The sequence below is a fragment of the Bacillus sp. RC242 genome (assembly GCF_044908245.1).
Lineage (GTDB): Bacteria > Bacillota > Bacilli > Bacillales > Bacillaceae_G > Bacillus_A > Bacillus_A mycoides.
In genome coordinates, this window is the sequence record NZ_JBIYCZ010000001.1 from 392,774 (window position 1) to 412,614 (window position 19,841).

Sequence of the window (19,841 nt, forward strand, 5' to 3'; positions counted from 1 at the left end):
CCCCCCTATAGCAGTAAAATTACGATAAGTAGCCCTGCTAGTACCCCTAAACTCTTTATCATTTTTTCATATTGTAGTTGTAATGCTTTCGCTTCTCCTTCTTCTCTCTCCAAATGTGTAATACATAAGCGAATATGTTTTTGCTGTGATTCACGATCATGTTGTCCAAGTGTTTCACCAAATTGTTGTAAGATTTCATACTCGGTTTGTTTAAACGCCGTTAACGTCCAGTTCTCCTTCAAACTATCAATCCAAGCTTCTCTAACTGTTTGCTCCCCGTCCTCTAGCCGTTTCGAAAAGCTTTGAAATATCCAATTTAACGGCTTCGGCATTTGTTTGACTAAACGCTCTGCAGCCTCAGATAACGGCGTGTGTCCATACATAATTTCAGCTTCTAATGATTGCAATGCTGCCTTCAATAACCTAAGTTGCCGCGGTCTCTCACTGTACCTTTTAGCGTATGAAAATCCGAAAAAAGTGCTAACAGCAACTATTAATACCGCACCAAATATTTTCACCATACGCCTTGAGCCTTTCTATGAGGTAATACTGATTTTCCATATTTATCTTTCACTTGCATAACCGTTCCTGGCCCTCTCGCTTTTGACAATTCCACAAACCGATCAAATACACCAAGTTCCAGCACCGCCTGTAACGATGGACGTTTCACAACATCATCATAAGAAAATCCATGTGCACTTATAAAAAGCTGAACGCCGGCATGCACCGCCTCCATAATTGCTTCACTATCTTCTTTACGTCCAATTTCATCTACGATTAATATGTCTGGGCTCATAGAACGGATCATCATCATCATTCCTTCAGCTTTTGGACAAGCGTCTAATACATCTACTCGCGTGCCAAAGTCATATTGCGGGATTCCTTTCACACAGCCCGCAATTTCTGATCGTTCATCAACAATTCCCACTTTACATGAAGGGATTTTCGAAGCACTTACACCTTGACTCATACAGCGTGCTACATCTCTTAAAAGTGTTGTTTTCCCCGTTTGCGGTGGCCCAATTACCATCGTGTTTAACCATCGCGATTCATAAAGATATGGCAGAAGCGGCTCAGCAATCCCTATTTTTTGACGGGCAATACGAATATTAAAAGAAGAGACATCCCGAATCATTTTCACTGCACTTTTTTCTGTAATGACTTTTCCTGCTAGGCCAATTCTATGTCCTCCTCGTAGTGTCGCATATCCACGTTTCAATTCCTCTTCCATCGTATAAATTGAGAATTGACTTAATTTATTCAATAAATGGATTGCATCTTCCGCTGTAGCGATATAGTCATAGAAAAACACTTCTCCATGTGCGATACACTCTAGTGGCCTTCCAATTCGAACGCGAATTTCCTCTAGAGTATCGTATTGCTTACAACCTTCAACTAACTGTTTCATCGTTTTCGGTAAAACTTCTAATACTTCTTTCATAAGCTTCTCCCCACTATACTCGACTTACTATTTCAACAACGCGATAAAAATGCAGCCAATTCCAAGTGCTAGAAAAAAGAGTTTCAAGAAAGAAATCTCACTTGCTACACTCGCTATGCCAATTGTCATTGTTAAAATTAATACGGTCGGTCCAACAAACGCCAACATACCATTTATAAACAATGCTTTCTTCGCATCATTCACGTAAAGCATAAGCAAAGCGGCGAATATTTCCGCGCTTCCTGAAAACAACCGAAGTAACCCCATAACAAGCACGGATGTTTCCATTGCCGCTAGCCACTGTTTCATTCTCCCACCTTCTCCCATAACAGTTACTACTTCCTTATTCTGAAAAAGAATATATTTGTACAACCATATGCAGAGGTTGTCTATTTCAGAAGTAAAAACATAATTTTTCTCTATCGACTTAATAGAAAGCTGAATATTCTAATTATTTTATGGTATATTTAATAGAAAAGGAGCATAGATGATGAAGCAAGTTACTTTATTACCACTCGATTTACGATATGCAAATGTGCTTTTTGAGCTATCAAGCAATCCACATGTAAAAAATGCATTAGGGCTAAAAGTAGAATCAGTGGAAGATACAAAAACATTCATTCTTTTTGCAATTGAAGAGGAACGAAAAAAGCACTCCTTATCAAGAGTGATTGTAAGTGAGGAAAATGAAATAATTGGCCTCACGACACTTAAACATATTAATTACGAACAAAAGCACTCACATATTGGAAGTTGGCTCGGCTATCAATATTGGGGAAGAGGATATAACGAATCTGCTAAAAAAGAGATCTTTAAAATCGCTTTTTTAGACTTGCAACTTACATACGTATTTGCCGGTGCTAAAACGAATAACATTCGCTCTTTAAAAGCACAAGAGAAACTACCTTACATTTCATTACATGTGGAAAAACAATTTCCAGACATACACGCTGCTTTGGAGAAAGAAGTAAAATCACCTTGCGTACTGCATGTTGTATCATGCGAAAAATTTTCAAATTGGTTGGAAGTACAAAATGAGGGGGGAAAATATGAAAGGATTGAAAATTAGTTTAACAATTGTAGTAGAATTAGCTATTATTTATCTTTTTTCAAAAATGGTCGGCTGGTCATTTATGGAGAGCTTTTTCCTTGGCAGTCTAGCAATATTTGCAATTACGTGGTTAATTATTATGAGTACCTTTAGAAATAACAATATGGATCATGCAACGAATAAAACTTTTACCGGTATTGAAACTGGTGAAATACGCCCGTTTCAAATTGTTTTGACTCCATATATTATGGGTACCCTTTCACTCGTCACAGTTAGTTTTGCTATAACTGCAATTTACTATCTGCCCTATTTCCTATAAAAAAAGCACTCGTGATAATCACGAGTGCTTTTCTACTATGCACGAGAAACGTATTTACCTTCACCAGTGTTGATGATAAGCATTTCGCCTTCGTTAATGAAGATTGGTACTTGTACAACAAGACCAGTTTCTAATTTAGCTGGTTTTGTTACGTTAGAAGCTGTGTCACCTTTAATACCAGGCTCTGTTTCTGCAACTTTTAATTCAACTGTGTTCGGAAGTTCAACACCAAGTATTTCATCTTGGTATGTCATAATAGATACTCCCATGTTTTCTTTTAAGAATTTTAATTCGCGCTCGATTTGGTTTTCACCAAGTTCGATTTGCTCATAAGTTTCGTTATCCATAAATACGTGAGACTCACCGCTCGCGTATAAGTATTGCATACGACGGTTTTCGATGTGTGCTTTTTCTACTTTTTCACCTGCACGGAATGTTTTCTCTTGAACAGATCCTGTGCGAAGGTTACGTAGTTTAGAGCGAACGAATGCAGCACCTTTACCTGGCTTTACGTGTTGGAAATCCATTACTTGCCAAAGGGCATTGTCCACTGAAATTGTTAAACCTGTACGAAAATCGTTTACTGAAATCATGTAAAAAAATCCTCCTGTGTATTACAAAATAATAAGTTCTTTTGGTGATTTCGTTATTACTTCATTACCTTCACTTGTTACAATGATATCATCTTCAATACGTACCCCGCCAACACCTGGAATATAAATACCTGGTTCTACTGTTACAGCCATACCTGGTTCAAGTACTGTATCAGAACGGAACGCTAAACCTGGTGCTTCATGGATTTCAAGACCGATTCCATGACCAGTAGAGTGTCCGAAGTATTCACCATATCCTTTTTCCGTTATGTAATCACGCGTTAATGCATCAGCCTCACGACCCGTTAAACCAGCTTTAATACCGTTCACACCACGTAGTTGTGCTTCTAAAACAATATTATAAATTTCTTTTAATTTATCAGATGGTTCACCGACTGCAATCGTACGAGTAATATCAGAGCAATATCCTTTGTAATAAGCGCCGAAGTCTAATGTAACGAAATCTCCTTTTTCTATCACTTTTTCAGATGCCACGCCGTGCGGTAATGCCGAACGAAGACCTGAAGCAACGATAATATCAAACGAAGAAGATGTTGCTCCTTGTTTTCTCATGAAAAATTCAAGTTCATTTGACACTTCAATTTCAGATACTCCCGGGCGAATGAATGATAGAATATGCTCAAAGGCAGCATCTGCAATCTGTGCAGCTTCCTTTAATATCTTAATCTCTGAATCAGTCTTTATCAAGCGTAACTTTTCTACAAGCCCAGAAGTTGGGATGAATTCAGCTTCGATCGCTTCATTATGCGTTACGTAAGAGCTATATGTAAGAGTATCTTGCTCAAATCCTAGCTTTTGAATTCCAAGTTCTTTAACTTGTTTCGCAACTTCATCAAGAATTAATCCTGCATGCTGCACTATTTCGTATCCAACCGCTTGCTTACTAGCTTGCTCTACATAACGGAAATCTGTAATAAATAGAGCACGCTCTTTTGAAATTAGTACAACACCAGCTGTTCCTGTGAAATTCGCCATATATCTACGGCTATGTTCATTCGTTAATACGATACCGTCAATACCAGCCTCATCAAACGCACTTCTTAATCTCTCGATCTTTTCCATTACTTTATGCCTCCCTCAATTTCTCCATTAATGCAAATAACGCTAACTTATAGCCATAAAAACCAAATCCAACAATTTGTCCCGCACAAACAGCCGCCGTCACAGATTCGTGACGGAACGATTCACGCTGGTGAATGTTAGAAATATGTACTTCAATAACAGGAATCGAAATGCTCGCAATTGCATCTCGAATCGCATAGCTATAATGCGTAAATGCTCCAGGATTTAAAATGATCCCTTCATATATATCTTCAGCCTCATGAAGACGATCGATAATAGCACCTTCATGATTCGATTGGAAACATTCTAACTCCACTCCCATTTTCTCTGCTTCGTGTTTCATATCTGTTTCAAGCGTCGCTAACGTTCCTTTTCCGTATACATTTACTTCCCTAACGCCAAGGCGATTTAGGTTAGGACCATTTACGAGGAGTAACTTTTTCATTTTCTTAAAACTCCTTAATATTAAAAAATGTCTATACGACATTTTAACATAGGAATCACTTATTTGAATAGTTTGTCTTCTCGACCCCTTCTCCTCTATTTGTATTATTCGATTCGAATGCTACAGAATACGAAATAAAAACACCATATAATATAAAGATACATATTGTCGTTACAATTGTTTCTTTCGGTAAATGGAGTGCACTTTTAATAACAGGTGCCATTAGCCCCATCCCCAAAAATAATAATGCCCACCAAAACAAACCGTATAGTACGCCAGGGAATACTCCTTCAAACTTTTTAAAAAGGGCTTTATAGAGAAATGCCACTAAAATTGAAAGAAGTCCCATACAAACGATACCTAGTACATTTCCCCAAACCCCTTCTTTCCAATCTCCAAATGCAAACGGTAAAAGTAAATAGTTAGGTCCAGCTTCTGTAAATGAGAATATATGAAGGAAATACCATATACCTCCCCAAAATAAGCCACCAAATAAACCAATTTGTACAAAGTTTCTTATTGTTGATTGTTCTTGATTCACATTGACACCTCCGCTCACTAGTATGCCCGAAACTATTTTGAGGCATGTTTAAATCCTGCAAAATTTGTCTATAAAAAGAATAAGAAATGTCCGACTCTCGTAACATTTTCCCTTGTCATCTGCCTGTATTTGTCGATAAAATAAAGGAAACTCGGTGATTGTCTTATTTCAAGATGACAAAACCAAGTATGACAATTGCCTCTTTTTCTACATAAGAGAGAAACAAATACAGGTTGGTGTTAACATGGCAGAAGAGTCAAAACAAATATATGGCGGGCAGGCAGTCATAGAAGGAGTTATGTTTGGCGGTAGAGAATATACTGTTACAGCGGTTCGTCGTAAAGATAAATCGATTGAATTTTATCGTTTACCACGCGTTCGTAATAAAGCATTATCTCTACTAAAGAAAATTCCATTTTTACGAGGTATTGCCGCTATTGTGGATGCAAGTGCGAATGGAGCGAAACATTTAAACTTTGCTTCAGAACGATTTGATGTCCACCCAGAAGAAGATGAACAACTTGCAAATAAAAAAGAAGAACAATCAAAATTAACGATGGTATTAGGAGTTGCAGCAGTTGGCGTTTTATCGTTCATATTCGGTAAAGTAATTTTCACAGCAGTTCCTGCACTTTTAGCTGAATTAACGAGACCGATTTTCCCATCTCATACAGGGCAAATCATTGTCGAAAGTGTCATTAAGCTCATGCTATTATTGAGCTATATATACTTCATTTCTTTAACCCCACTTATTAAGCGGGTATTTCAGTACCACGGTGCGGAACATAAAGTAATCAATGCTTACGAGAATAACCTTCCACTGACTGTAGAAAATGTTCAAAAGCAAACTCGCCTCCATTATCGCTGTGGCAGTAGCTTTATAATATTTACAGTCATTATTGGAATGTTTGTTTATTTCCTAGTTCCTACAGATCCACTTTGGGCAAGGGTAGTAAACAGAATTTTATTAATTCCAGTTGTTCTCGGCATTTCTTTTGAAGTATTACAATTTACCAATCGATTACGAGATGTCCCTGTTTTGCGAGTACTTGGATATCCAGGATTATGGCTGCAACTATTAACAACGAAAGAACCAACAGATGATCAAGCGGAAGTTGCAATCGCATCGTTTGAAGAATTATTACGTTTAGAAAACAAACAATAATTATTTAAAAATGGTGTTCAACTCCTTTCCTCATCGTTAATATACTAATTTTAATATATGTTTTTAGGAGGTGTCCCTTATGAACGGTCGTTCGTTTACATTCGCTATATTTGTGCTTATTATCGGATTAGCAATATTCGGCCTTGTTTCATCTGTTATTACAAATCCAATGGAAGTATTGAAAAACATTGGTATCATGTTAGCTGTCGTCGGTATCTTTTACTTACTCTACAAAATGTTTACAAACTCTAGTGGTTCTGCAAATTCGCAAAGCTCATATAAGCGTGCAGCGAAACAATCGAACCGCAAACACGGGAAACAAAATGTAGCACCCCTAAGTAATTCTTTCTTGAAACGAAATGCTTCTGATGACAAGGGGAAAAAGGGTAATTCTCCATCGTTGAAAAGAAAAAGAAAACAATCTCATTTAACTGTCATTGAAGGTAAAAAAAACAAAAAGAAAGACCGTGCTTCCTTTTAGGAAATACGGTCTTTTTTATCTCAATTAGTATGGGCAAATAATCAGTGGGGATGAGAAAAGCCCCGACTGATTAAAGTTTCACTTTATATGTTGAAGTACTTCTTTCAAACTTTTATCTTTCATACTTTCGATACGAAGGTGATGGTTTTCAAATTGTAAATTTCTTGTCACATCATTAGGTACGACGACACATTTTAATCCTGCTGCCACCGCTGCTTTCAATCCATTTAATGAATCTTCAAATACAACAGCTTCTGATGGTTCAATTCCTAATTCTTCTATCGCAACTTTATAAAGAGCTGGATCTGGTTTTACCTTCTCTACATCTTCTCGCGTTTTAATCACTTCAAAATAATCTCTAATTTGTAGCTCTTCTAAAAAACGAACGACCCACTCCCTAGATGAACTAGAGGCTAATGCGATTTTCAATCCAAGTTCTTTCGCTTCTTCTAAATATTCTTTTACCCCGTCACGTGCTTTCGGTATTTTCATTTTTTCTTTATGTAAAGTTGTTACTTTTTCCTTTAATGTATGCTCATTAAACTTTTCTTTTAATTGCTCTTTTAAATATGCATAAAGCACTTCATCTGTCGTTCCAATACATTTCGCAAATTCCTCTAAAGGTAACTCGCTGCCGTATTCACGAACAGCATCTCTGAAAGAGTGAAACCATATTGTTTCTGTGTCCACAATTAATCCATCAAAATCAAAAATAATCGCTTTCATGATTCTCCCGTCCTTTTCGATTGAAATAAAAAAGGAAACGCCACACGTTCCCCTTAATTACTTTTCTCTTCATTTGCTTTTTGAACACCACGAAGTGTTTCTACTCGAACTTCATCTTGTTCAAAGTATTGTACTAAATCACCGATACGGTCAATTGATTCCCAACTTAAATGATGTTCAATTCCTTCTACATCATTATAAATTTTGCTTTCATCCACACCGATAATGCGCATAAACTGTTCTAACAATTCATGACGATATACGAGACGTTCTCCGATTTTTTTACCTTTTGATGTTAATACAAGCCCTCTATATTTTTCATAAATTAGATATTCGTCTTTGTCTAATTTTTGTACCATTTTTGTTACAGAGGATGGATGTACACTAAGCGCTTCAGCAATATCAGATACACGGGCATAACCCTTTTCATCAATCAACAAATAAATTTGTTCAATATAATCTTCCATACTAGGGGTAGGCATCGGTTTCCTCCATCCAATTTCATTTTGCTTATTCCGTACGAAGCAATCAATAAAATGATACACCAGAAAGAATAACGTGACAAGGTGGAAACGAGCCTAAATATATAAAACAAAAAAAGAATCCAGATTTCCCTTATGTAAAATATTGAATTTCTGCATCGGGAAAATACTCATATATATAACCTCGTATTGTTTCTTCCAATACTTCTGCATCATCCTTTTGATATACATATTTCCCAATACCGTATCGTCCCCATTTATATTTCCGCTTCTCTTCATCCATTTCAAGTTTCGTATTCGGATAACGTTCTTGAATGACTTTTTTGGCTGGTTTCGTAAAACGATGTTGAATTAATTCGAACGTTAAATTTGGTATCGTCATGTCTTTTAACTCATTGTACAATCGTTCAAACAATTCACGGTACCCTTCTTCCCACCCTTCATGCATATAAATTGGCGCAACAATAAAGCCAAGAGGATAATTAGCCCCCGCTACTTTACGAGCAGCCTCAATTCGCTCTTCAAATGGCGATGTCCCTGGTTCAAAATTTTTAATCACATAACGTGAATTAATACTAAATCGAAAACGCGTTTTCCCATTATGCTTTGCATCTAATAAATGATCAACATGCGAATATTTCGTAACGAAACGTAAACGTCCATGTTCACTTTCTCCGATAAACTCTATCGCCCGCTTTAATGCATGTGTCAAATGATCAATTCCAACGATGTCTGATGTACACGCCGCTTCAAATCTTGTTATTTCAGGGGCCCTTTCATCCATATATTGCTTTGCCTTCTCAAATATTTCATCTAGATTCACATACACCCTTACGTAAGGTTTGCTCCCAAGTGTCGTTTGCAAATAACAATAATGACAATGCCCCATACATCCTGTTGCAAGCGGGATTGCATATTCAGCTGAAGGTTTTGATGTATCGAACTTTAACGTCTTCCTCACCCCAACGACAAGTGTTGCTTTTGCATTACGATACTTTTGCAATTCATTTTCCCCTGGAAAATTTCTAATTTGATTATGTGATGTCGTTTCACGAATTTCTAATCCCATCTTCGTAAACTTCTCATAAAGCTCTTTTCCAAGCGGATATTCGAGTGCCCTCGGTTCAAAGTAAACGAGTTTTGGCATAAATGGTTTCATGTGCTTCCCTCCTCTCGTTAGTATGGGAAGCACATGAAAATTAACACAGATTAAAGTTTTCCACTTCAGTAACTTGCTTTGCAAGTTACTGACTGTTATAATTTGGATAACAGCTACCTTGCAAGGCAAGTTACCTGGATAAAAGGTGGTGAAATCATGCACAGCCAAATGTTAAAAGGTGTACTAGAAGGTTGCATTCTATATATCATTTCACAAGAAGAAGTGTACGGATATGAACTAAGTACAAAATTAAATAATCACGGCTTTACATTCGTAAGTGAAGGAAGCATCTATCCTTTATTGTTACGCATGCAAAAAGAGAAACTTATTGAAGGTACATTAAAGGCTTCCTCTCTTGGACCGAAGCGAAAATATTATCACGTAACTGATAAGGGATTAGAACAACTTGAAGAATTTAAAAAAAGTTGGGGAATGGTTTCAACGACGGTAAACAACTTATTACAGGGGGAGTGATGGGGATGAAGGCGAAAGATTTAATCGAATTAAATAATCAAAAGCGTAAATTATTAAATGCAGAAAACGAAACCACCTATAGTGACATGTTAATATACATCCGCCTAGCTAAAGTGCCAGAGTACCAAGCAGAAGAACTGCTAATTGAAATTCTTGATCACCTTATTGAAGCTCAACAAAAAGAAAAAAGTGCTTATGATATTTTTGGTGACGACTTACAGGCGTACTGTGACGAGCTAATTGCTGCTCTACCGAAGCCAAGTTTATGGGAACAATTATCGATTCCTTTATTTATAACTAGTTATCTGTTAGCAATATACTTTGCTATTTCTTCCGTAATTGCATTGGTATTTCCCTTATTTTCAAATGAAGCACGTTTTAAATTTGTACACATTGATTTCATTTATCTGCTCGTATTTATCTTGTCCGTACATCTTATGATACGTTTTGTTTTCGATTTTATTAACACTGATTTATTTAAAAACACAACAACTATTTGGAGGCATATAGGAAGTTTTTTAATACGCCATAGCCTATGGATACTATTAATTGGTATTTCCTTTTTATTTATAAAAAAGCCCTATACTACTCTGCAAATTTCACCTTGGATTGGCGCTTTACTTGCCATCTCTTGCTATGCACTATATAAACTTTTCTTCAAAAAAGAATACTTAGAATTTAAAAAGGAGTAACGAGGTTATGACCGAAAAAGAAATGGTTAAGTTAAACAATGAAAAAAGAAAATTATTAACACCTGAAAACGAAGCTGCTTATGGTGATATGCTTATTTATCTACGCTTTACTAGCGTTCCGCAAAAGCAAATGGAAGAATTGCTTTTAGAAATATTGGATCATCTTTTAGAAGCGCAAGAAGATGGTAAAAATGCACATGATATTTTCGGAGAAGATTTAAAAGCTTACTGCGACGAATTGATTAACTCTTCAGAGCATCAAAATTCTTTCCAACAAGCTACCGTTATTGGATTTGCAGTTAGTTTATTATTAGCTATTCAAATTGGATACGATACATTTACTACTCTTATGCAAAAACTATTTACAGATACAAACACTTCAGAAATTCCACTTAGTATTCCTGGAACAATATTATCTGCTATCGTTTTAACAATCGGTGCTTTCATAACTTTTTCGTTATTTAGACGTTTTTCTTTTACAATACTGGTTTCCTGGAAACAAAAAGCACTCCTCTTATTATCAGTGTTTATACCTTTTATCTTATCAGTTTTTTCAAACGTATTTTTTAAAACACAACCATACTTATTTTATAATTTGTCTATTTGGCAAGGTGCTCTTGTTACACTTTCTTTTTATATTCTGTACAAATTTTTATATAAAACATCTAAATTTTAACAGCCTTTCAAACGGCTGTTTTTCTTCTGTCTAATTTTACAAATTGAAAAATTTCATAAAGAAAATAAGAAAAATGCAAAATAATTAAAGTTAATTGTTGACGTGATGCTTTTATTATCGGTATCATAAATCTTCGTGAGCAATTATTTTTCGTTATACGATTTTTTTATTATTATTGAATTTTTGAGAGGAGAAATTTGATGTCAGTTAAGAAGAAAACGCAAGTACGCACCGGCAAAATGGTACGTGAACTAATGTTAGCAGACGAAGATGTAAATGCTTCGCTAATTATGGTATATAGTGAAAACGGTGTAAACGCAGAAATTAAAATCGAGGGCTTAACGCCAAAATGTAACGAAGAATTATTTTTGAGCGGAAACGTGGATTGGAACAAGAGTGTTATTTATAAAATTGTTGATTTCACTGGGAACGCTGAGGTTGGTAAAGTTACATTAACAGCGATGAACAAAAATAATGTTTCTCTAGAAGTTGAACGCGTTATGTGGAGCAAAGAAAATAAAGAAGCTGCTGAGCAAGAAGAAACAGTTGTAGAAGCTACTCCGAAAAAAGAAGTAGTTGTAGAAGCTCCAAAAGCAGTTACACCTGCTCCAAAGCCTATTACGCGAGTAGAAACACCTGCTGCACCTAAACCTACTCCGGTACCAACGCCGAAGTCAGTAAGTGTTGAAGCAGCTATAGAACTATCTACTCCAGCACCTGTGAAAAAAGCAGTACCTACTCCAGTTACAAAGCAAGAGACAGCACCGGTTACTCCTACAAAACCGAAGCAACCTGCTTTGACTGAAACAAATACAAAACTACAAGAAAATTATGTTAAACTTGTGAAAAAGACAATTGAAGTTTGTCAAGATTACGAGCTTGGCATCGACATAGATGATTCTATTGAAGGATTAAAAAAAGAACTACAAAGCCAAGGTATTAGCGTTACATTCGACAAAGAAATTATGGACGTTGTAAATCGCCTTCGTTCTTTACAAGATAAAGGAATCAAAGTAGAAAAAGTACTTAATTTACTATAAAAATAAGGAGATGGCGGTCGCCATCTCCTTATTTTTTATAATTCCATTCATTACTTTCATACTTCTCTTTTGCTAAAGTTTGAACTTCATGAAGCTGTTCTTCTGTTAGTTCATACGGCACAAGCTCTATATCTAAACCTTTTTCAAATCCAGTTTCAAACGCTTTAATTAACTGTTCAATCGTAAATGTACGGTCTGTTAATTCATTAATCGCTACCGCTTTAGAAGAAAACATGTTTTTCATACGCTCTTTTACTCGCTCATTTTGGAATAAAAATAGGTCGTATAACTCATCTAAATCTATTTCTAACGGAATAGAACCGTGTTGTAAGATAACACCTTTTTGACGTGTTTGAGCACTACCCGCGATTTTTCTTCCTTCAACTACAATTTCATACCAAGATGGTGCATCAAAACATACTCCTGAACGCGGATTTTTTAAATTCTCACGATCCGCTTCTGTTTTCGGAACTGCATAATACGCTTCTAATCCTAATGCCTTAAAACCGTCCAATAAGCCTTGCGAAATAATTCGATATGCTTCTGTAACTGTTTTTGGCATATTCGGATGATCTTCAGACACAATAACACTGTACGTTAATTCTTTGTCATGTAGTACACCCCTGCCGCCTGTTTGACGACGAACGAATCCATATTTCTTTTCGTTAACTACATCCATATTTATATCTTTTTCAACACGCTGGAAATACCCGACTGTTAATGTTGGTACTTCCCATTCATAAAAACGAATTGTTGGTGACATTTTCTTTGCACTTTGCCAATTTAATAAACATTCATCTAACGCCATATTAAATGCTGGTGAACATTGACCAGAGTTAATATAACACCATTTTTCTTTTCCCATCCTGCACCTCATATAACCAATTATTTTTCACATTCTCTAGTCTACCAAATTCGACAAAATTTGTGAAAGAATACGAAATTTCTTCTTATATACAAATGAATCTGTTGCATAAATACATATGGGCATTATAATATTGAAAGTAGGATAAGAAAAAAGGGAGCGATAGAATCGTGTCAACAAACTTGATTATTATACTAGCCGCAATTGCAGCATTCATCGGCTACACTGTATGGATGTATTTCTATCAGAAAAAATTAATTAAAACACTTTCAGAAGATGAATTTCGCGCTGGCTACCGTAAAGCACAGCTTATCGATATTCGCGAAGCGGATGAATTTAACGCGGGACATATTTTAGGTGCGCGTAACATTCCATTATCACAAATTCGCCTTCGCCACAAAGAACTCCGCCAAGATCAACCGGTTTATTTATATTGCCAAAGCGGATTCCGTACAGGTCGTGCAGCTCAATACTTAAAAAAACAAGGCTACACAGATTTCTACCAATTAAAAGGTGGATTTAAATCTTGGTCAGGAAAAATTAAAAAGAAATAATATACAAAAAACTAGCTGCACGATACAGCTAGTTTTTTTATTCCATATTGTTCGCAATGTACAGCAGATTTTGTTTAATCACATCTTCAACTTTCTCATCTACATTACGATATAATAGCTGATATTCAATCCCCTTCTCTTTCCATATAAGCGTAGCAAATTCGTCCCCTCGCTCGTAATCATCCTTATTTTTAAAATAAGCAGGTGCTCCATTATTCAATTTCATTTGTTCTTGAAATCGATTCTCTTCTACGAGGTATGGAAAACTGTAAGAAAAGTTGGCCACTGTTAATTCTATATAATCGTGCCTTCCTTTCTCTTGTTGCTTATATTTAATCGTTAAGACAGCATTCTTCTTTCCCATCGTTCTTACCTCTCCCTTCACATCACTCGTGATGTCATAAGGTAAAAACGTTGGAACTTTAAACTTTGCCGGAAAATATTTTGGAAGTTCCTTTAGGGGAATCGGATCAGTAACACGGTCCTTAGCCCCTCCTGTTGTTCCTACAAATGTTTTTTCTTCTTGCATCGTTTGCTGAAATGAACATGAGCTAAGTATTACACTAGAAAACACGAAACAAATGATTCCTTTTTTCAATTTGTTTCCGCCCTTTCATACCGTTCTCTTAACGAGTGAAGCGTTTATACTCTCTACTATTCGCTTCGTTATCAAACGCCTCCTCCGAAAACTTTCCACGTTATTCTCACACATTTTGACAAAAATTCTTTGCAGACATACAAAAAAGACCCCACTATTCTTACGCCCAAATAAAAAGGTTACGCGAACAACAGAAGTCATGCTTATAACATAGATTGTGAAAAGCTTTTCAGGTCAAGATTTTTTTCATTCTTATTATTTTCCCCTTATAATTAAGGAAAGAGGTGATACATATGGCCAATATAAAACAAATTGCAAAAACTGCTGGTGTATCTATATCAACTGTTTCTCGTGTCCTTAATAATCATCCTTACGTAAAAGAGGAAAAACGTAAGCGTGTTTTAGATGCAGTTGAAGAATTGAACTATGCAAAAAATATAAATGCTATCCATTTAATAAAGGGTAAAACATATACAATTGGCGTTATGCTACCTTTTATTAATCTTCCGTACTTTAGCACGATCATTGAAGGAATCGGAAACGAAGCGTTAGCAGCTGGATATCATATTAATTTATGCCAAACGAATTACGATAGTATTGAAGAAATTCGCGTTCTTGAAATGATGAAAATGAAGCAATTTGACGGGATGATTATTTGCTCTCGCACGAGTTCATGGGAACAAATTGAACCGTTCGCAAAATTTGCCCCTATTATTTCATGTGAAAAAATGAAACATCCCCTCATTTCATCTGTCTATGTAGATCATTACGAAGGATTCCGCCTTGGTACTTCCTATTTACTCAGTAAAGGTCATGAAAAAATCGGCATTTGTTTAGCAAGAAAAACAAGTGCTAATTCAATCGATCGTGAAAAAGCTTTCGCCGATACTCTTCATCAAGAAGGAAAAACAGTGCACCCTGATTGGGTTTTTCATCAATGTTATACGATGCAGGACGGGGCAAAAATACTTCATCGTATTTTAAACATGAAAAATCGTCCAACCGCTATTTTCACAGCGAACGATCAAGTAGCTGCTGGTTTATTAACAGAGGCAAAAAAACATGGCATTCGCATACCTGAAGACCTCGCTATCCTGGGATTTGATAACCATGAAATTTCAAAAGCATTAGAAATTACAACTATTGAGCATCCCGGGCTCACAATGGGATCACGTGCTTTTTCTTTATTTCATAAACAGATACAAAACGAACACATTATTGGAAACTCAGAAGAACTTTCATTCCATTTAATTGAGCGAAAAACAGTCTAGAAAAGAGTGCCAACCATAGCACTCTTTTTTCAGTTCTTCACCTATTGACTTTATATTTTTTATCTCATATAATGAACCTAACGAACGGTAGGTAGGGGATGAAAATGACAGCAAACCGCATTAAAGCTGTAGCACTTTCTCATTTCGCGCGCTACGGCTACGAAGGAACTTCATTAGCAAATATTGCTCAAGAAGTTGGGATTAAAAAACCATCGATTTACGCACACTTTAAAGGAAAAGAAGAGCTATATTTTACATGCTTAGAATCCGCTCTTCAAAAAGATTTACAAAGCTTCACTGACGATATCGAAAATTTTTCAAAATCGTCTACTGAAGAATTGCTAGTAAATCTGTTAAAAGGTTATGCAAAACGATTTGGTGAAAGTGAAGAATCAATGTTTTGGTTACGAACTTCTTATTTTCCGCCGGATGCATTTCGCGAACAAATTATTGATAAAGCGAATGTACACATTGAAAATGTCGGAAAACTTTTATTCCCTGTGTTTAAAAGAGCAAGCGAACAAGATGAACTGCATAACATTGAAGTAAAAGATGCTTTGGAGGCTTTTTTATGCTTACTTGACGGCCTTATGGTTGAACTACTATACGCAGGTTTAAATCGTTTTGAGACACGTTTAGAAGCTTCTTGGAAAGTATTTTGGCGCGGCCTTTCAAACTGACGGATTGCTCCTTTGCAATGCGTCGTTTTTAAGCCCTTTACCTAACGACTGGTAGGAAGGAGAAATGACATATGGCATGGATTTATGTAATCATAGCTGGTATTATTGAAATCTTTTGGGTTATTGGACTTAAAAAAGCGGAGGCACCACTTGAGTGGGCTGGTGTTGCTCTATTAATTACAATTAGTTTCGTCTTATTATTTAGAGCATATAAAGATTTACCTGTCGGCACTGTATACGCAGTCTTTACAGGAATTGGAGCTGGTGGAATCGTTCTTACAGAGATTTTCATCTTCGGAGAACCTTTCTCTATCGTAAAAGTATTATTAATCGGTTTAATCTTCTTCGGAGTAATTGGTTTAAAACGAGTAACAGAAGAAAAAGAAGCGAAGGAGGCCGCATAAAATGGCTTGGGTATTTTTAATTCTAGCTGGTATTTGTGAAATTGTTGGTGTACTCTTTATGAAAGTAGCCACTGAAAAGAAAGGCTGGGCACCAAAAGTAATTTTAATCGCTAACTTTGGCGTAAGCTTCTTCTTCTTATCTCTTGCAATGAACACATTACCGATGGGAACTGCTTACGCAATTTGGACTGGAATCGGAACTGCCGGAAGTGCACTTCTCGGGATTCTTATTTTCCGCGAGTCAGCGGATTGGCGTCGCCTTGCCTTCTTAAGCTGCATTCTATGCGGCGCTGTTGGCTTAAAATTATTAGGCTAACGTGAGGTGAATGTCATGTGGAAAGAAAAAGGAAAACAAATGTTAGCATGGATTACACTCGGGATCGTCATTCTATTACAAATAAGTTTTCATATAATAGAATGGTTGTTTCATAAAGTACTATTCATTCTTACATTCCTTCCTAACATGGCACTTGAAATTGCATCTATCGCTTGGTCAATTATTGCCTCCATTACAATCGTGATTATATGGAGTATCGCCAAGCTATGGAACAAGTTATTTAAAAAGGACAGTTCTTCTGAAAAGAAGTAACTGTCCTTTTTTTATCCCGCTATTCGCGGGCAGTAAGACCCCCACCTCAAAATTCGGCGAATGCGAGGGAGTTAGGTGGGAGTCGGGCTGCCCGTAAACGCCCGATTGGTGCGGGCTAATAATCAGTGGGGATGGACAAAACCCCCACTGATTAAAGTTTCACTTTATATTCATTCAGATTTTCTATAGAAATTTGATGCGATCAGACAAAGCAGACCAGCTATGACAACACTCATACCAATCCCTTTATGCAAATTAGGAAATGGCGATGGTATATCTGAGTAAAAATTTGCTAATATGAGACCAATTGAAAATAAAAGGACTCCTATTCTATATAACCATTTTCTTTTTTTCATCATTCTCCCTCCTAAAATTTTTCATATCCTTCTTTCTTTTGGACATACTACCTAAAAAAGGAGTGGGTTATATGCAAAATTCTATACATAAGCAGATCCTGTTTTTATTTTTCCTCTTTCTCATTTTCGTTATCGTTTTCAGCTTTATATTACATACTCCGAAAGATGTGCCTAATAGCCTTTCTGTTTATAAACTTTTGCTCTCGTATTGCCGTTATTGAAAAAGGTGCCTTTTACGAGGCACCTTTTAAAATTCTCTCTTCTCATACAATTTCACTGAAACGAAGATAGATACTATGAACATGCAAATTGAACTAACGAATAACACGCTGTTGTATAGTTGAATTTGTTCCAGGTTGATTTGAAACAAAGTTTCTAAAATAACAATCGGCGCCATGAATATTACTATCGTAATAAAAATAGTTTTTTTATACCCTAGCCAAAACGATATCGGTAAAACAAAGCTTAAATACACTAAAATAAAGCTAATACTAGCAACCATTGTCGTTTCAATAAATTCAAATAGGTTAACCCCATTCTTCATTCCCATCGTGAAACAACCGACCGTTACGCTTATAAAGAGAATAATAATTGCTACTATATATTTCGCATATACAATTTGTTTTCTGAATATTGGCAAACTACTTACTATAACTTCACTCTCATTTTTACTATCTGCTTCAAATGTTTTTACTGTTGCCCCAATTGTAATAATTACTGACATAATTATGAACAGATTTTCCGTATCTGTTAAAGCCATATAAAAGAAAACAGGATACAATATGTACCAAATTAAAAATTTCCATTGAATGATGAAATCTTTTAAAATTAGTTGTTTCAACACTATTCTCCTCTCTCTTACAAATCACGCTCACTATACAAATGAATTGAGAATAACATAGACATGATATATAAAAGAAGCAGCCCAGCTATAAAACAAACATTTACGACTAGACTCGTGCTCCAAACATTCTCTACATCTAACCATACGTTACTTACAATTAGTCCACTTAAATACCCAAATGCTATTCCGATAAAAGGAGCAATTTGTTTTGCACTGTTATATCCTACTGAGAATTCAATCGGAAGTACAATTATGCTACAAACAAGCCCACCTGTTATACCTCCGAGAATTTCTCCCCACAGCATAAATCCAGTTATATGTTCATTTTGTAACTGAATCAAACCAACCACAAGTGAGAGAATCCCCCCTAACGCAACTAAAATACTTACAAATATGTATTTTGCTATGACAATTCCTTTACGTTGTAACGGTAAACTATTTACTATTATTTCACTTTTATTTTTCCCCTCATAACTCATTGACAGTACCATGCCAAGAAAAGGTATAGATAAGCTAATCGTCATAAGGAAGCTATCACTACGAAAATCAACAATAGCAAGGAAAAACAAACATATAAGATACGCAAACCCTAACTTTCTTTGCAACACTATATCTTTTAAGACTAATTGCTTGATCATGTTTTACCCTCCTAATATGAAAATGTCCCTTCTATAACTCTGCCTCCTGAAACATTTTCATTGAGAGAAACATTGATATGACTATACTTACTAACACTCCGATACCAAGAACACTCATTGCTAGTGTAGCCTCTTGAGAGTGGAGTACTTTTAACATAATTATTTCATCACCAAAAATATTGCACATAAGGCCAATCATACCCATTAAAGGAAAAATCATAATCACATTCAAGACAGTAATAGCTTTATATCCTCCAATGTAATTAGTAGGTATCGTTACTACACAATAAATCAAAGTTGCTACTATTGCTGAAAATATTGCATATCCAGGAATAACTATATCTCTGTTCAACAAAATATTTCCTAATATTACGACTATAGAAGTTATGCTCAAACCGACTATAATAAATAATGTGCTTGAAATATATTTAGCTATAACTATCTCTTTTCTCATTATCGGCAAACTCACTAATACTTTTTCTATTTTACTTTTCTCGTCATAATAAAAAGAAATATATATAATCGTACTACATGTTATAAATAATCCTATTGCAATCCCCATCGGTTCTACGGAATTTCTAAAAACAGATAAAATAGGTATTAAAAAATAGAAAGGAAACATCTTCTTCTGTAAGAAAAACTCCTTCAAAATCAACTGTTGCATATGAATTCCC

30 protein-coding genes are annotated in these 19,841 nt (G+C 35.9%); 14 read left to right on the top strand and 16 right to left on the bottom strand.

Annotation, left to right across the window (positions count from 1 at the left end; genetic code table 11):
* Positions 1-5: 5 nt before the first annotated feature.
* Genes spoIIIAB through ABH957_RS02115 form a run of 3 tightly spaced genes read right to left on the bottom strand, consistent with a single transcriptional unit; the run spans position 6 to position 1,750 of the window.
* A complete protein-coding gene (gene spoIIIAB, locus ABH957_RS02105; protein WP_002088574.1) occupies positions 6-521 on the bottom strand; it encodes a stage III sporulation protein SpoIIIAB in 516 nt (171 codons plus the stop codon).
* Positions 515-1,441 (bottom strand): stage III sporulation protein AA, encoded by a 927-nt coding sequence (gene spoIIIAA, locus ABH957_RS02110; RefSeq protein ID WP_404454005.1) that lies wholly within the window; start codon positions 1,439-1,441, stop codon positions 515-517. Before spoIIIAA ends, spoIIIAB begins: the two co-directional genes overlap by 7 nt.
* 27 nt (positions 1,442-1,468) lie before the next feature.
* A complete protein-coding gene (locus ABH957_RS02115) occupies positions 1,469-1,750 on the bottom strand; it encodes a YqhV family protein (RefSeq protein ID WP_000816054.1) in 282 nt (93 codons plus the stop codon).
* A 178-nt stretch (positions 1,751-1,928) separates the two neighbouring features.
* Here ABH957_RS02115 and ABH957_RS02120 point away from each other — a divergent pair, with 178 nt between their 5' ends.
* Together ABH957_RS02120 and ABH957_RS02125 are read left to right on the top strand one after the other, a co-directional pair.
* On the top strand, positions 1,929-2,510 hold the full coding sequence (locus ABH957_RS02120) for a GNAT family N-acetyltransferase (RefSeq protein WP_404445327.1): 582 nt from the start codon (positions 1,929-1,931) through the stop codon (positions 2,508-2,510).
* Positions 2,491-2,811 (top strand): hypothetical protein, encoded by a 321-nt coding sequence (locus ABH957_RS02125; protein WP_002129051.1) that lies wholly within the window; start codon positions 2,491-2,493, stop codon positions 2,809-2,811. The genes ABH957_RS02120 and ABH957_RS02125 overlap by 20 nt, the downstream gene beginning before the upstream one ends.
* A gap of 35 nt (positions 2,812-2,846) precedes the next feature.
* Here the strand turns inward: ABH957_RS02125 and efp are convergent, their stop codons facing one another.
* Genes efp through ABH957_RS02145 form a run of 4 tightly spaced genes read right to left on the bottom strand, consistent with a single transcriptional unit; the run spans position 2,847 to position 5,473 of the window.
* Entirely contained in the window at positions 2,847-3,404 is a 558-nt protein-coding gene (efp, locus tag ABH957_RS02130; protein ID WP_002129052.1) for an elongation factor P, read from the bottom strand.
* 21 nt (positions 3,405-3,425) lie between these two features.
* Positions 3,426-4,487, bottom strand: a complete 1,062-nt coding sequence (gene pepQ / locus ABH957_RS02135; protein ID WP_002015050.1) for a Xaa-Pro dipeptidase — start codon at positions 4,485-4,487, stop codon at positions 3,426-3,428.
* 4 nt (positions 4,488-4,491) lie between these two features.
* Entirely contained in the window at positions 4,492-4,932 is a 441-nt protein-coding gene (gene aroQ / locus ABH957_RS02140; RefSeq protein WP_002015049.1) for a type II 3-dehydroquinate dehydratase, read from the bottom strand.
* A 55-nt stretch (positions 4,933-4,987) separates the two neighbouring features.
* On the bottom strand, positions 4,988-5,473 hold the full coding sequence (locus ABH957_RS02145) for a YqhR family membrane protein (protein ID WP_002015048.1): 486 nt from the start codon (positions 5,471-5,473) through the stop codon (positions 4,988-4,990).
* Positions 5,474-5,717: 244 nt separating this feature from the next.
* On the opposite strand from ABH957_RS02145, the gene ABH957_RS02150 reads away from it, so the two are divergent.
* Together ABH957_RS02150 and ABH957_RS02155 are read left to right on the top strand one after the other, a co-directional pair.
* Positions 5,718-6,638, top strand: a complete 921-nt coding sequence (locus tag ABH957_RS02150; RefSeq protein WP_002015047.1) for a DUF1385 domain-containing protein — start codon at positions 5,718-5,720, stop codon at positions 6,636-6,638.
* Positions 6,639-6,717: 79 nt separating this feature from the next.
* Complete coding sequence (locus ABH957_RS02155) at positions 6,718-7,119, top strand: SA1362 family protein (RefSeq protein WP_002015046.1); 402 nt, start codon at positions 6,718-6,720, stop codon at positions 7,117-7,119.
* Between the two features lie 78 nt (positions 7,120-7,197).
* On the opposite strand, the gene ABH957_RS02160 is transcribed toward ABH957_RS02155, so the two are convergent.
* From ABH957_RS02160 to splB, 3 genes are all read right to left on the bottom strand, one after another.
* Positions 7,198-7,845, bottom strand: a complete 648-nt coding sequence (locus ABH957_RS02160; protein ID WP_050000317.1) for an HAD family hydrolase — start codon at positions 7,843-7,845, stop codon at positions 7,198-7,200.
* 53 nt (positions 7,846-7,898) lie between these two features.
* Positions 7,899-8,327 (bottom strand): transcriptional regulator MntR, encoded by a 429-nt coding sequence (gene mntR, locus ABH957_RS02165; RefSeq protein WP_001143080.1) that lies wholly within the window; start codon positions 8,325-8,327, stop codon positions 7,899-7,901.
* Positions 8,328-8,460: 133 nt separating this feature from the next.
* Entirely contained in the window at positions 8,461-9,486 is a 1,026-nt protein-coding gene (gene splB, locus ABH957_RS02170; protein WP_002067092.1) for a spore photoproduct lyase, read from the bottom strand.
* 156 nt (positions 9,487-9,642) lie between these two features.
* Here splB and ABH957_RS02175 point away from each other — a divergent pair, with 156 nt between their 5' ends.
* The 4 genes from ABH957_RS02175 (at position 9,643) to ABH957_RS02190 (ending at position 12,368) form a co-directional block, all read left to right on the top strand.
* Complete coding sequence (locus ABH957_RS02175; protein WP_372488344.1) at positions 9,643-9,960, top strand: PadR family transcriptional regulator; 318 nt, start codon at positions 9,643-9,645, stop codon at positions 9,958-9,960.
* Positions 9,961-9,965: 5 nt separating this feature from the next.
* The gene (locus ABH957_RS02180; RefSeq protein WP_372488342.1) at positions 9,966-10,652 is read left to right on the top strand and encodes a DUF1129 family protein; all 687 of its coding nucleotides are present in this window, start codon (positions 9,966-9,968) and stop codon (positions 10,650-10,652) included.
* Positions 10,653-10,659: 7 nt separating this feature from the next.
* On the top strand, positions 10,660-11,328 hold the full coding sequence (locus ABH957_RS02185; RefSeq protein ID WP_372488340.1) for a DUF1048 domain-containing protein: 669 nt from the start codon (positions 10,660-10,662) through the stop codon (positions 11,326-11,328).
* 200 nt (positions 11,329-11,528) lie between these two features.
* Positions 11,529-12,368, top strand: coding sequence for a hypothetical protein (locus ABH957_RS02190; RefSeq protein WP_002138306.1), 840 nt, complete (start codon positions 11,529-11,531; stop codon positions 12,366-12,368).
* Between the two features lie 28 nt (positions 12,369-12,396).
* Here the strand turns inward: ABH957_RS02190 and ABH957_RS02195 are convergent, their stop codons facing one another.
* A complete protein-coding gene (locus ABH957_RS02195) occupies positions 12,397-13,233 on the bottom strand; it encodes a lipoate--protein ligase family protein (RefSeq protein WP_269480969.1) in 837 nt (278 codons plus the stop codon).
* A 170-nt stretch (positions 13,234-13,403) separates the two neighbouring features.
* Here ABH957_RS02195 and ABH957_RS02200 point away from each other — a divergent pair, with 170 nt between their 5' ends.
* Positions 13,404-13,787, top strand: coding sequence for a rhodanese-like domain-containing protein (locus ABH957_RS02200; RefSeq protein ID WP_002015038.1), 384 nt, complete (start codon positions 13,404-13,406; stop codon positions 13,785-13,787).
* Between the two features lie 37 nt (positions 13,788-13,824).
* Here ABH957_RS02200 and ABH957_RS02205 read toward each other — a convergent pair whose 3' ends face one another.
* Positions 13,825-14,361 carry a DNA polymerase III subunit delta gene (locus ABH957_RS02205; protein ID WP_404454368.1) on the bottom strand — a complete coding sequence of 179 codons (537 nt, stop codon included), beginning with the start codon at positions 14,359-14,361 and terminating at the stop codon, positions 13,825-13,827.
* A gap of 317 nt (positions 14,362-14,678) precedes the next feature.
* On the opposite strand from ABH957_RS02205, the gene ABH957_RS02210 reads away from it, so the two are divergent.
* From ABH957_RS02210 to ABH957_RS02230, 5 genes are all read left to right on the top strand, one after another.
* On the top strand, positions 14,679-15,656 hold the full coding sequence (locus ABH957_RS02210; protein WP_269480968.1) for a LacI family DNA-binding transcriptional regulator: 978 nt from the start codon (positions 14,679-14,681) through the stop codon (positions 15,654-15,656).
* Positions 15,657-15,754: 98 nt separating this feature from the next.
* Positions 15,755-16,336 carry a TetR/AcrR family transcriptional regulator gene (locus ABH957_RS02215; protein ID WP_002034003.1) on the top strand — a complete coding sequence of 194 codons (582 nt, stop codon included), beginning with the start codon at positions 15,755-15,757 and terminating at the stop codon, positions 16,334-16,336.
* A 71-nt stretch (positions 16,337-16,407) separates the two neighbouring features.
* Positions 16,408-16,740 (top strand): DMT family transporter, encoded by a 333-nt coding sequence (locus tag ABH957_RS02220; protein WP_000312339.1) that lies wholly within the window; start codon positions 16,408-16,410, stop codon positions 16,738-16,740.
* Position 16,741: 1 nt separating this feature from the next.
* Complete coding sequence (locus ABH957_RS02225) at positions 16,742-17,056, top strand: DMT family transporter (RefSeq protein WP_002015033.1); 315 nt, start codon at positions 16,742-16,744, stop codon at positions 17,054-17,056.
* Between the two features lie 15 nt (positions 17,057-17,071).
* Positions 17,072-17,329: a DUF3975 family protein gene (locus tag ABH957_RS02230; protein ID WP_088040143.1), complete on the top strand. Its 258-nt coding sequence runs from the start codon at positions 17,072-17,074 to the stop codon at positions 17,327-17,329.
* 170 nt (positions 17,330-17,499) lie between these two features.
* Here the strand turns inward: ABH957_RS02230 and ABH957_RS02235 are convergent, their stop codons facing one another.
* The 4 genes from ABH957_RS02235 to ABH957_RS02250 all read right to left on the bottom strand — a co-directional run bounded on the left by ABH957_RS02235 (position 17,500) and on the right by ABH957_RS02250 (position 19,831).
* Positions 17,500-17,685 carry a hypothetical protein gene (locus ABH957_RS02235; RefSeq protein ID WP_016096117.1) on the bottom strand — a complete coding sequence of 62 codons (186 nt, stop codon included), beginning with the start codon at positions 17,683-17,685 and terminating at the stop codon, positions 17,500-17,502.
* A gap of 247 nt (positions 17,686-17,932) precedes the next feature.
* Positions 17,933-18,529 (bottom strand): ABC-2 transporter permease, encoded by a 597-nt coding sequence (locus ABH957_RS02240; RefSeq protein WP_033728154.1) that lies wholly within the window; start codon positions 18,527-18,529, stop codon positions 17,933-17,935.
* Positions 18,530-18,543: 14 nt separating this feature from the next.
* Complete coding sequence (locus ABH957_RS02245) at positions 18,544-19,167, bottom strand: ABC-2 transporter permease (protein ID WP_088034287.1); 624 nt, start codon at positions 19,165-19,167, stop codon at positions 18,544-18,546.
* 31 nt (positions 19,168-19,198) lie between these two features.
* Positions 19,199-19,831: an ABC-2 transporter permease gene (locus ABH957_RS02250; protein WP_002034007.1), complete on the bottom strand. Its 633-nt coding sequence runs from the start codon at positions 19,829-19,831 to the stop codon at positions 19,199-19,201.
* Positions 19,832-19,841 lie beyond the last annotated feature (10 nt).

What these genes read in the sequence shown, in the direction of transcription:
- spoIIIAB (WP_002088574.1), bottom strand. Translation starts at nt 521, where the DNA reads ATGGTGAAAATATTTGGTGCGGTATTAATAGTTGCTGTTAGCACTTTT.
- spoIIIAA (WP_404454005.1), bottom strand. Translation starts at nt 1,441, where the DNA reads ATGAAAGAAGTATTAGAAGTTTTACCGAAAACGATGAAACAGTTAGTT.
- ABH957_RS02115 (WP_000816054.1), bottom strand. Translation starts at nt 1,750, where the DNA reads ATGAAACAGTGGCTAGCGGCAATGGAAACATCCGTGCTTGTTATGGGG.
- ABH957_RS02120 (WP_404445327.1), top strand. Translation starts at nt 1,929, where the DNA reads ATGATGAAGCAAGTTACTTTATTACCACTCGATTTACGATATGCAAAT.
- ABH957_RS02125 (WP_002129051.1), top strand. Translation starts at nt 2,491, where the DNA reads ATGAAAGGATTGAAAATTAGTTTAACAATTGTAGTAGAATTAGCTATT.
- efp (WP_002129052.1), bottom strand. Translation starts at nt 3,404, where the DNA reads ATGATTTCAGTAAACGATTTTCGTACAGGTTTAACAATTTCAGTGGAC.
- pepQ (WP_002015050.1), bottom strand. Translation starts at nt 4,487, where the DNA reads ATGGAAAAGATCGAGAGATTAAGAAGTGCGTTTGATGAGGCTGGTATT.
- aroQ (WP_002015049.1), bottom strand. Translation starts at nt 4,932, where the DNA reads ATGAAAAAGTTACTCCTCGTAAATGGTCCTAACCTAAATCGCCTTGGC.
- ABH957_RS02150 (WP_002015047.1), top strand. Translation starts at nt 5,718, where the DNA reads ATGGCAGAAGAGTCAAAACAAATATATGGCGGGCAGGCAGTCATAGAA.
- ABH957_RS02155 (WP_002015046.1), top strand. Translation starts at nt 6,718, where the DNA reads ATGAACGGTCGTTCGTTTACATTCGCTATATTTGTGCTTATTATCGGA.
- ABH957_RS02160 (WP_050000317.1), bottom strand. Translation starts at nt 7,845, where the DNA reads ATGAAAGCGATTATTTTTGATTTTGATGGATTAATTGTGGACACAGAA.
- mntR (WP_001143080.1), bottom strand. Translation starts at nt 8,327, where the DNA reads ATGCCTACCCCTAGTATGGAAGATTATATTGAACAAATTTATTTGTTG.
- splB (WP_002067092.1), bottom strand. Translation starts at nt 9,486, where the DNA reads ATGAAACCATTTATGCCAAAACTCGTTTACTTTGAACCGAGGGCACTC.
- ABH957_RS02175 (WP_372488344.1), top strand. Translation starts at nt 9,643, where the DNA reads ATGCACAGCCAAATGTTAAAAGGTGTACTAGAAGGTTGCATTCTATAT.
- ABH957_RS02180 (WP_372488342.1), top strand. Translation starts at nt 9,966, where the DNA reads ATGAAGGCGAAAGATTTAATCGAATTAAATAATCAAAAGCGTAAATTA.
- ABH957_RS02185 (WP_372488340.1), top strand. Translation starts at nt 10,660, where the DNA reads ATGACCGAAAAAGAAATGGTTAAGTTAAACAATGAAAAAAGAAAATTA.
- ABH957_RS02190 (WP_002138306.1), top strand. Translation starts at nt 11,529, where the DNA reads ATGTCAGTTAAGAAGAAAACGCAAGTACGCACCGGCAAAATGGTACGT.
- ABH957_RS02195 (WP_269480969.1), bottom strand. Translation starts at nt 13,233, where the DNA reads ATGGGAAAAGAAAAATGGTGTTATATTAACTCTGGTCAATGTTCACCA.
- ABH957_RS02210 (WP_269480968.1), top strand. Translation starts at nt 14,679, where the DNA reads ATGGCCAATATAAAACAAATTGCAAAAACTGCTGGTGTATCTATATCA.
- ABH957_RS02215 (WP_002034003.1), top strand. Translation starts at nt 15,755, where the DNA reads ATGAAAATGACAGCAAACCGCATTAAAGCTGTAGCACTTTCTCATTTC.
- ABH957_RS02220 (WP_000312339.1), top strand. Translation starts at nt 16,408, where the DNA reads ATGGCATGGATTTATGTAATCATAGCTGGTATTATTGAAATCTTTTGG.
- ABH957_RS02225 (WP_002015033.1), top strand. Translation starts at nt 16,742, where the DNA reads ATGGCTTGGGTATTTTTAATTCTAGCTGGTATTTGTGAAATTGTTGGT.
- ABH957_RS02230 (WP_088040143.1), top strand. Translation starts at nt 17,072, where the DNA reads ATGTGGAAAGAAAAAGGAAAACAAATGTTAGCATGGATTACACTCGGG.
- ABH957_RS02235 (WP_016096117.1), bottom strand. Translation starts at nt 17,685, where the DNA reads ATGAAAAAAAGAAAATGGTTATATAGAATAGGAGTCCTTTTATTTTCA.
- ABH957_RS02245 (WP_088034287.1), bottom strand. Translation starts at nt 19,167, where the DNA reads ATGATCAAGCAATTAGTCTTAAAAGATATAGTGTTGCAAAGAAAGTTA.
- ABH957_RS02250 (WP_002034007.1), bottom strand. Translation starts at nt 19,831, where the DNA reads ATGCAACAGTTGATTTTGAAGGAGTTTTTCTTACAGAAGAAGATGTTT.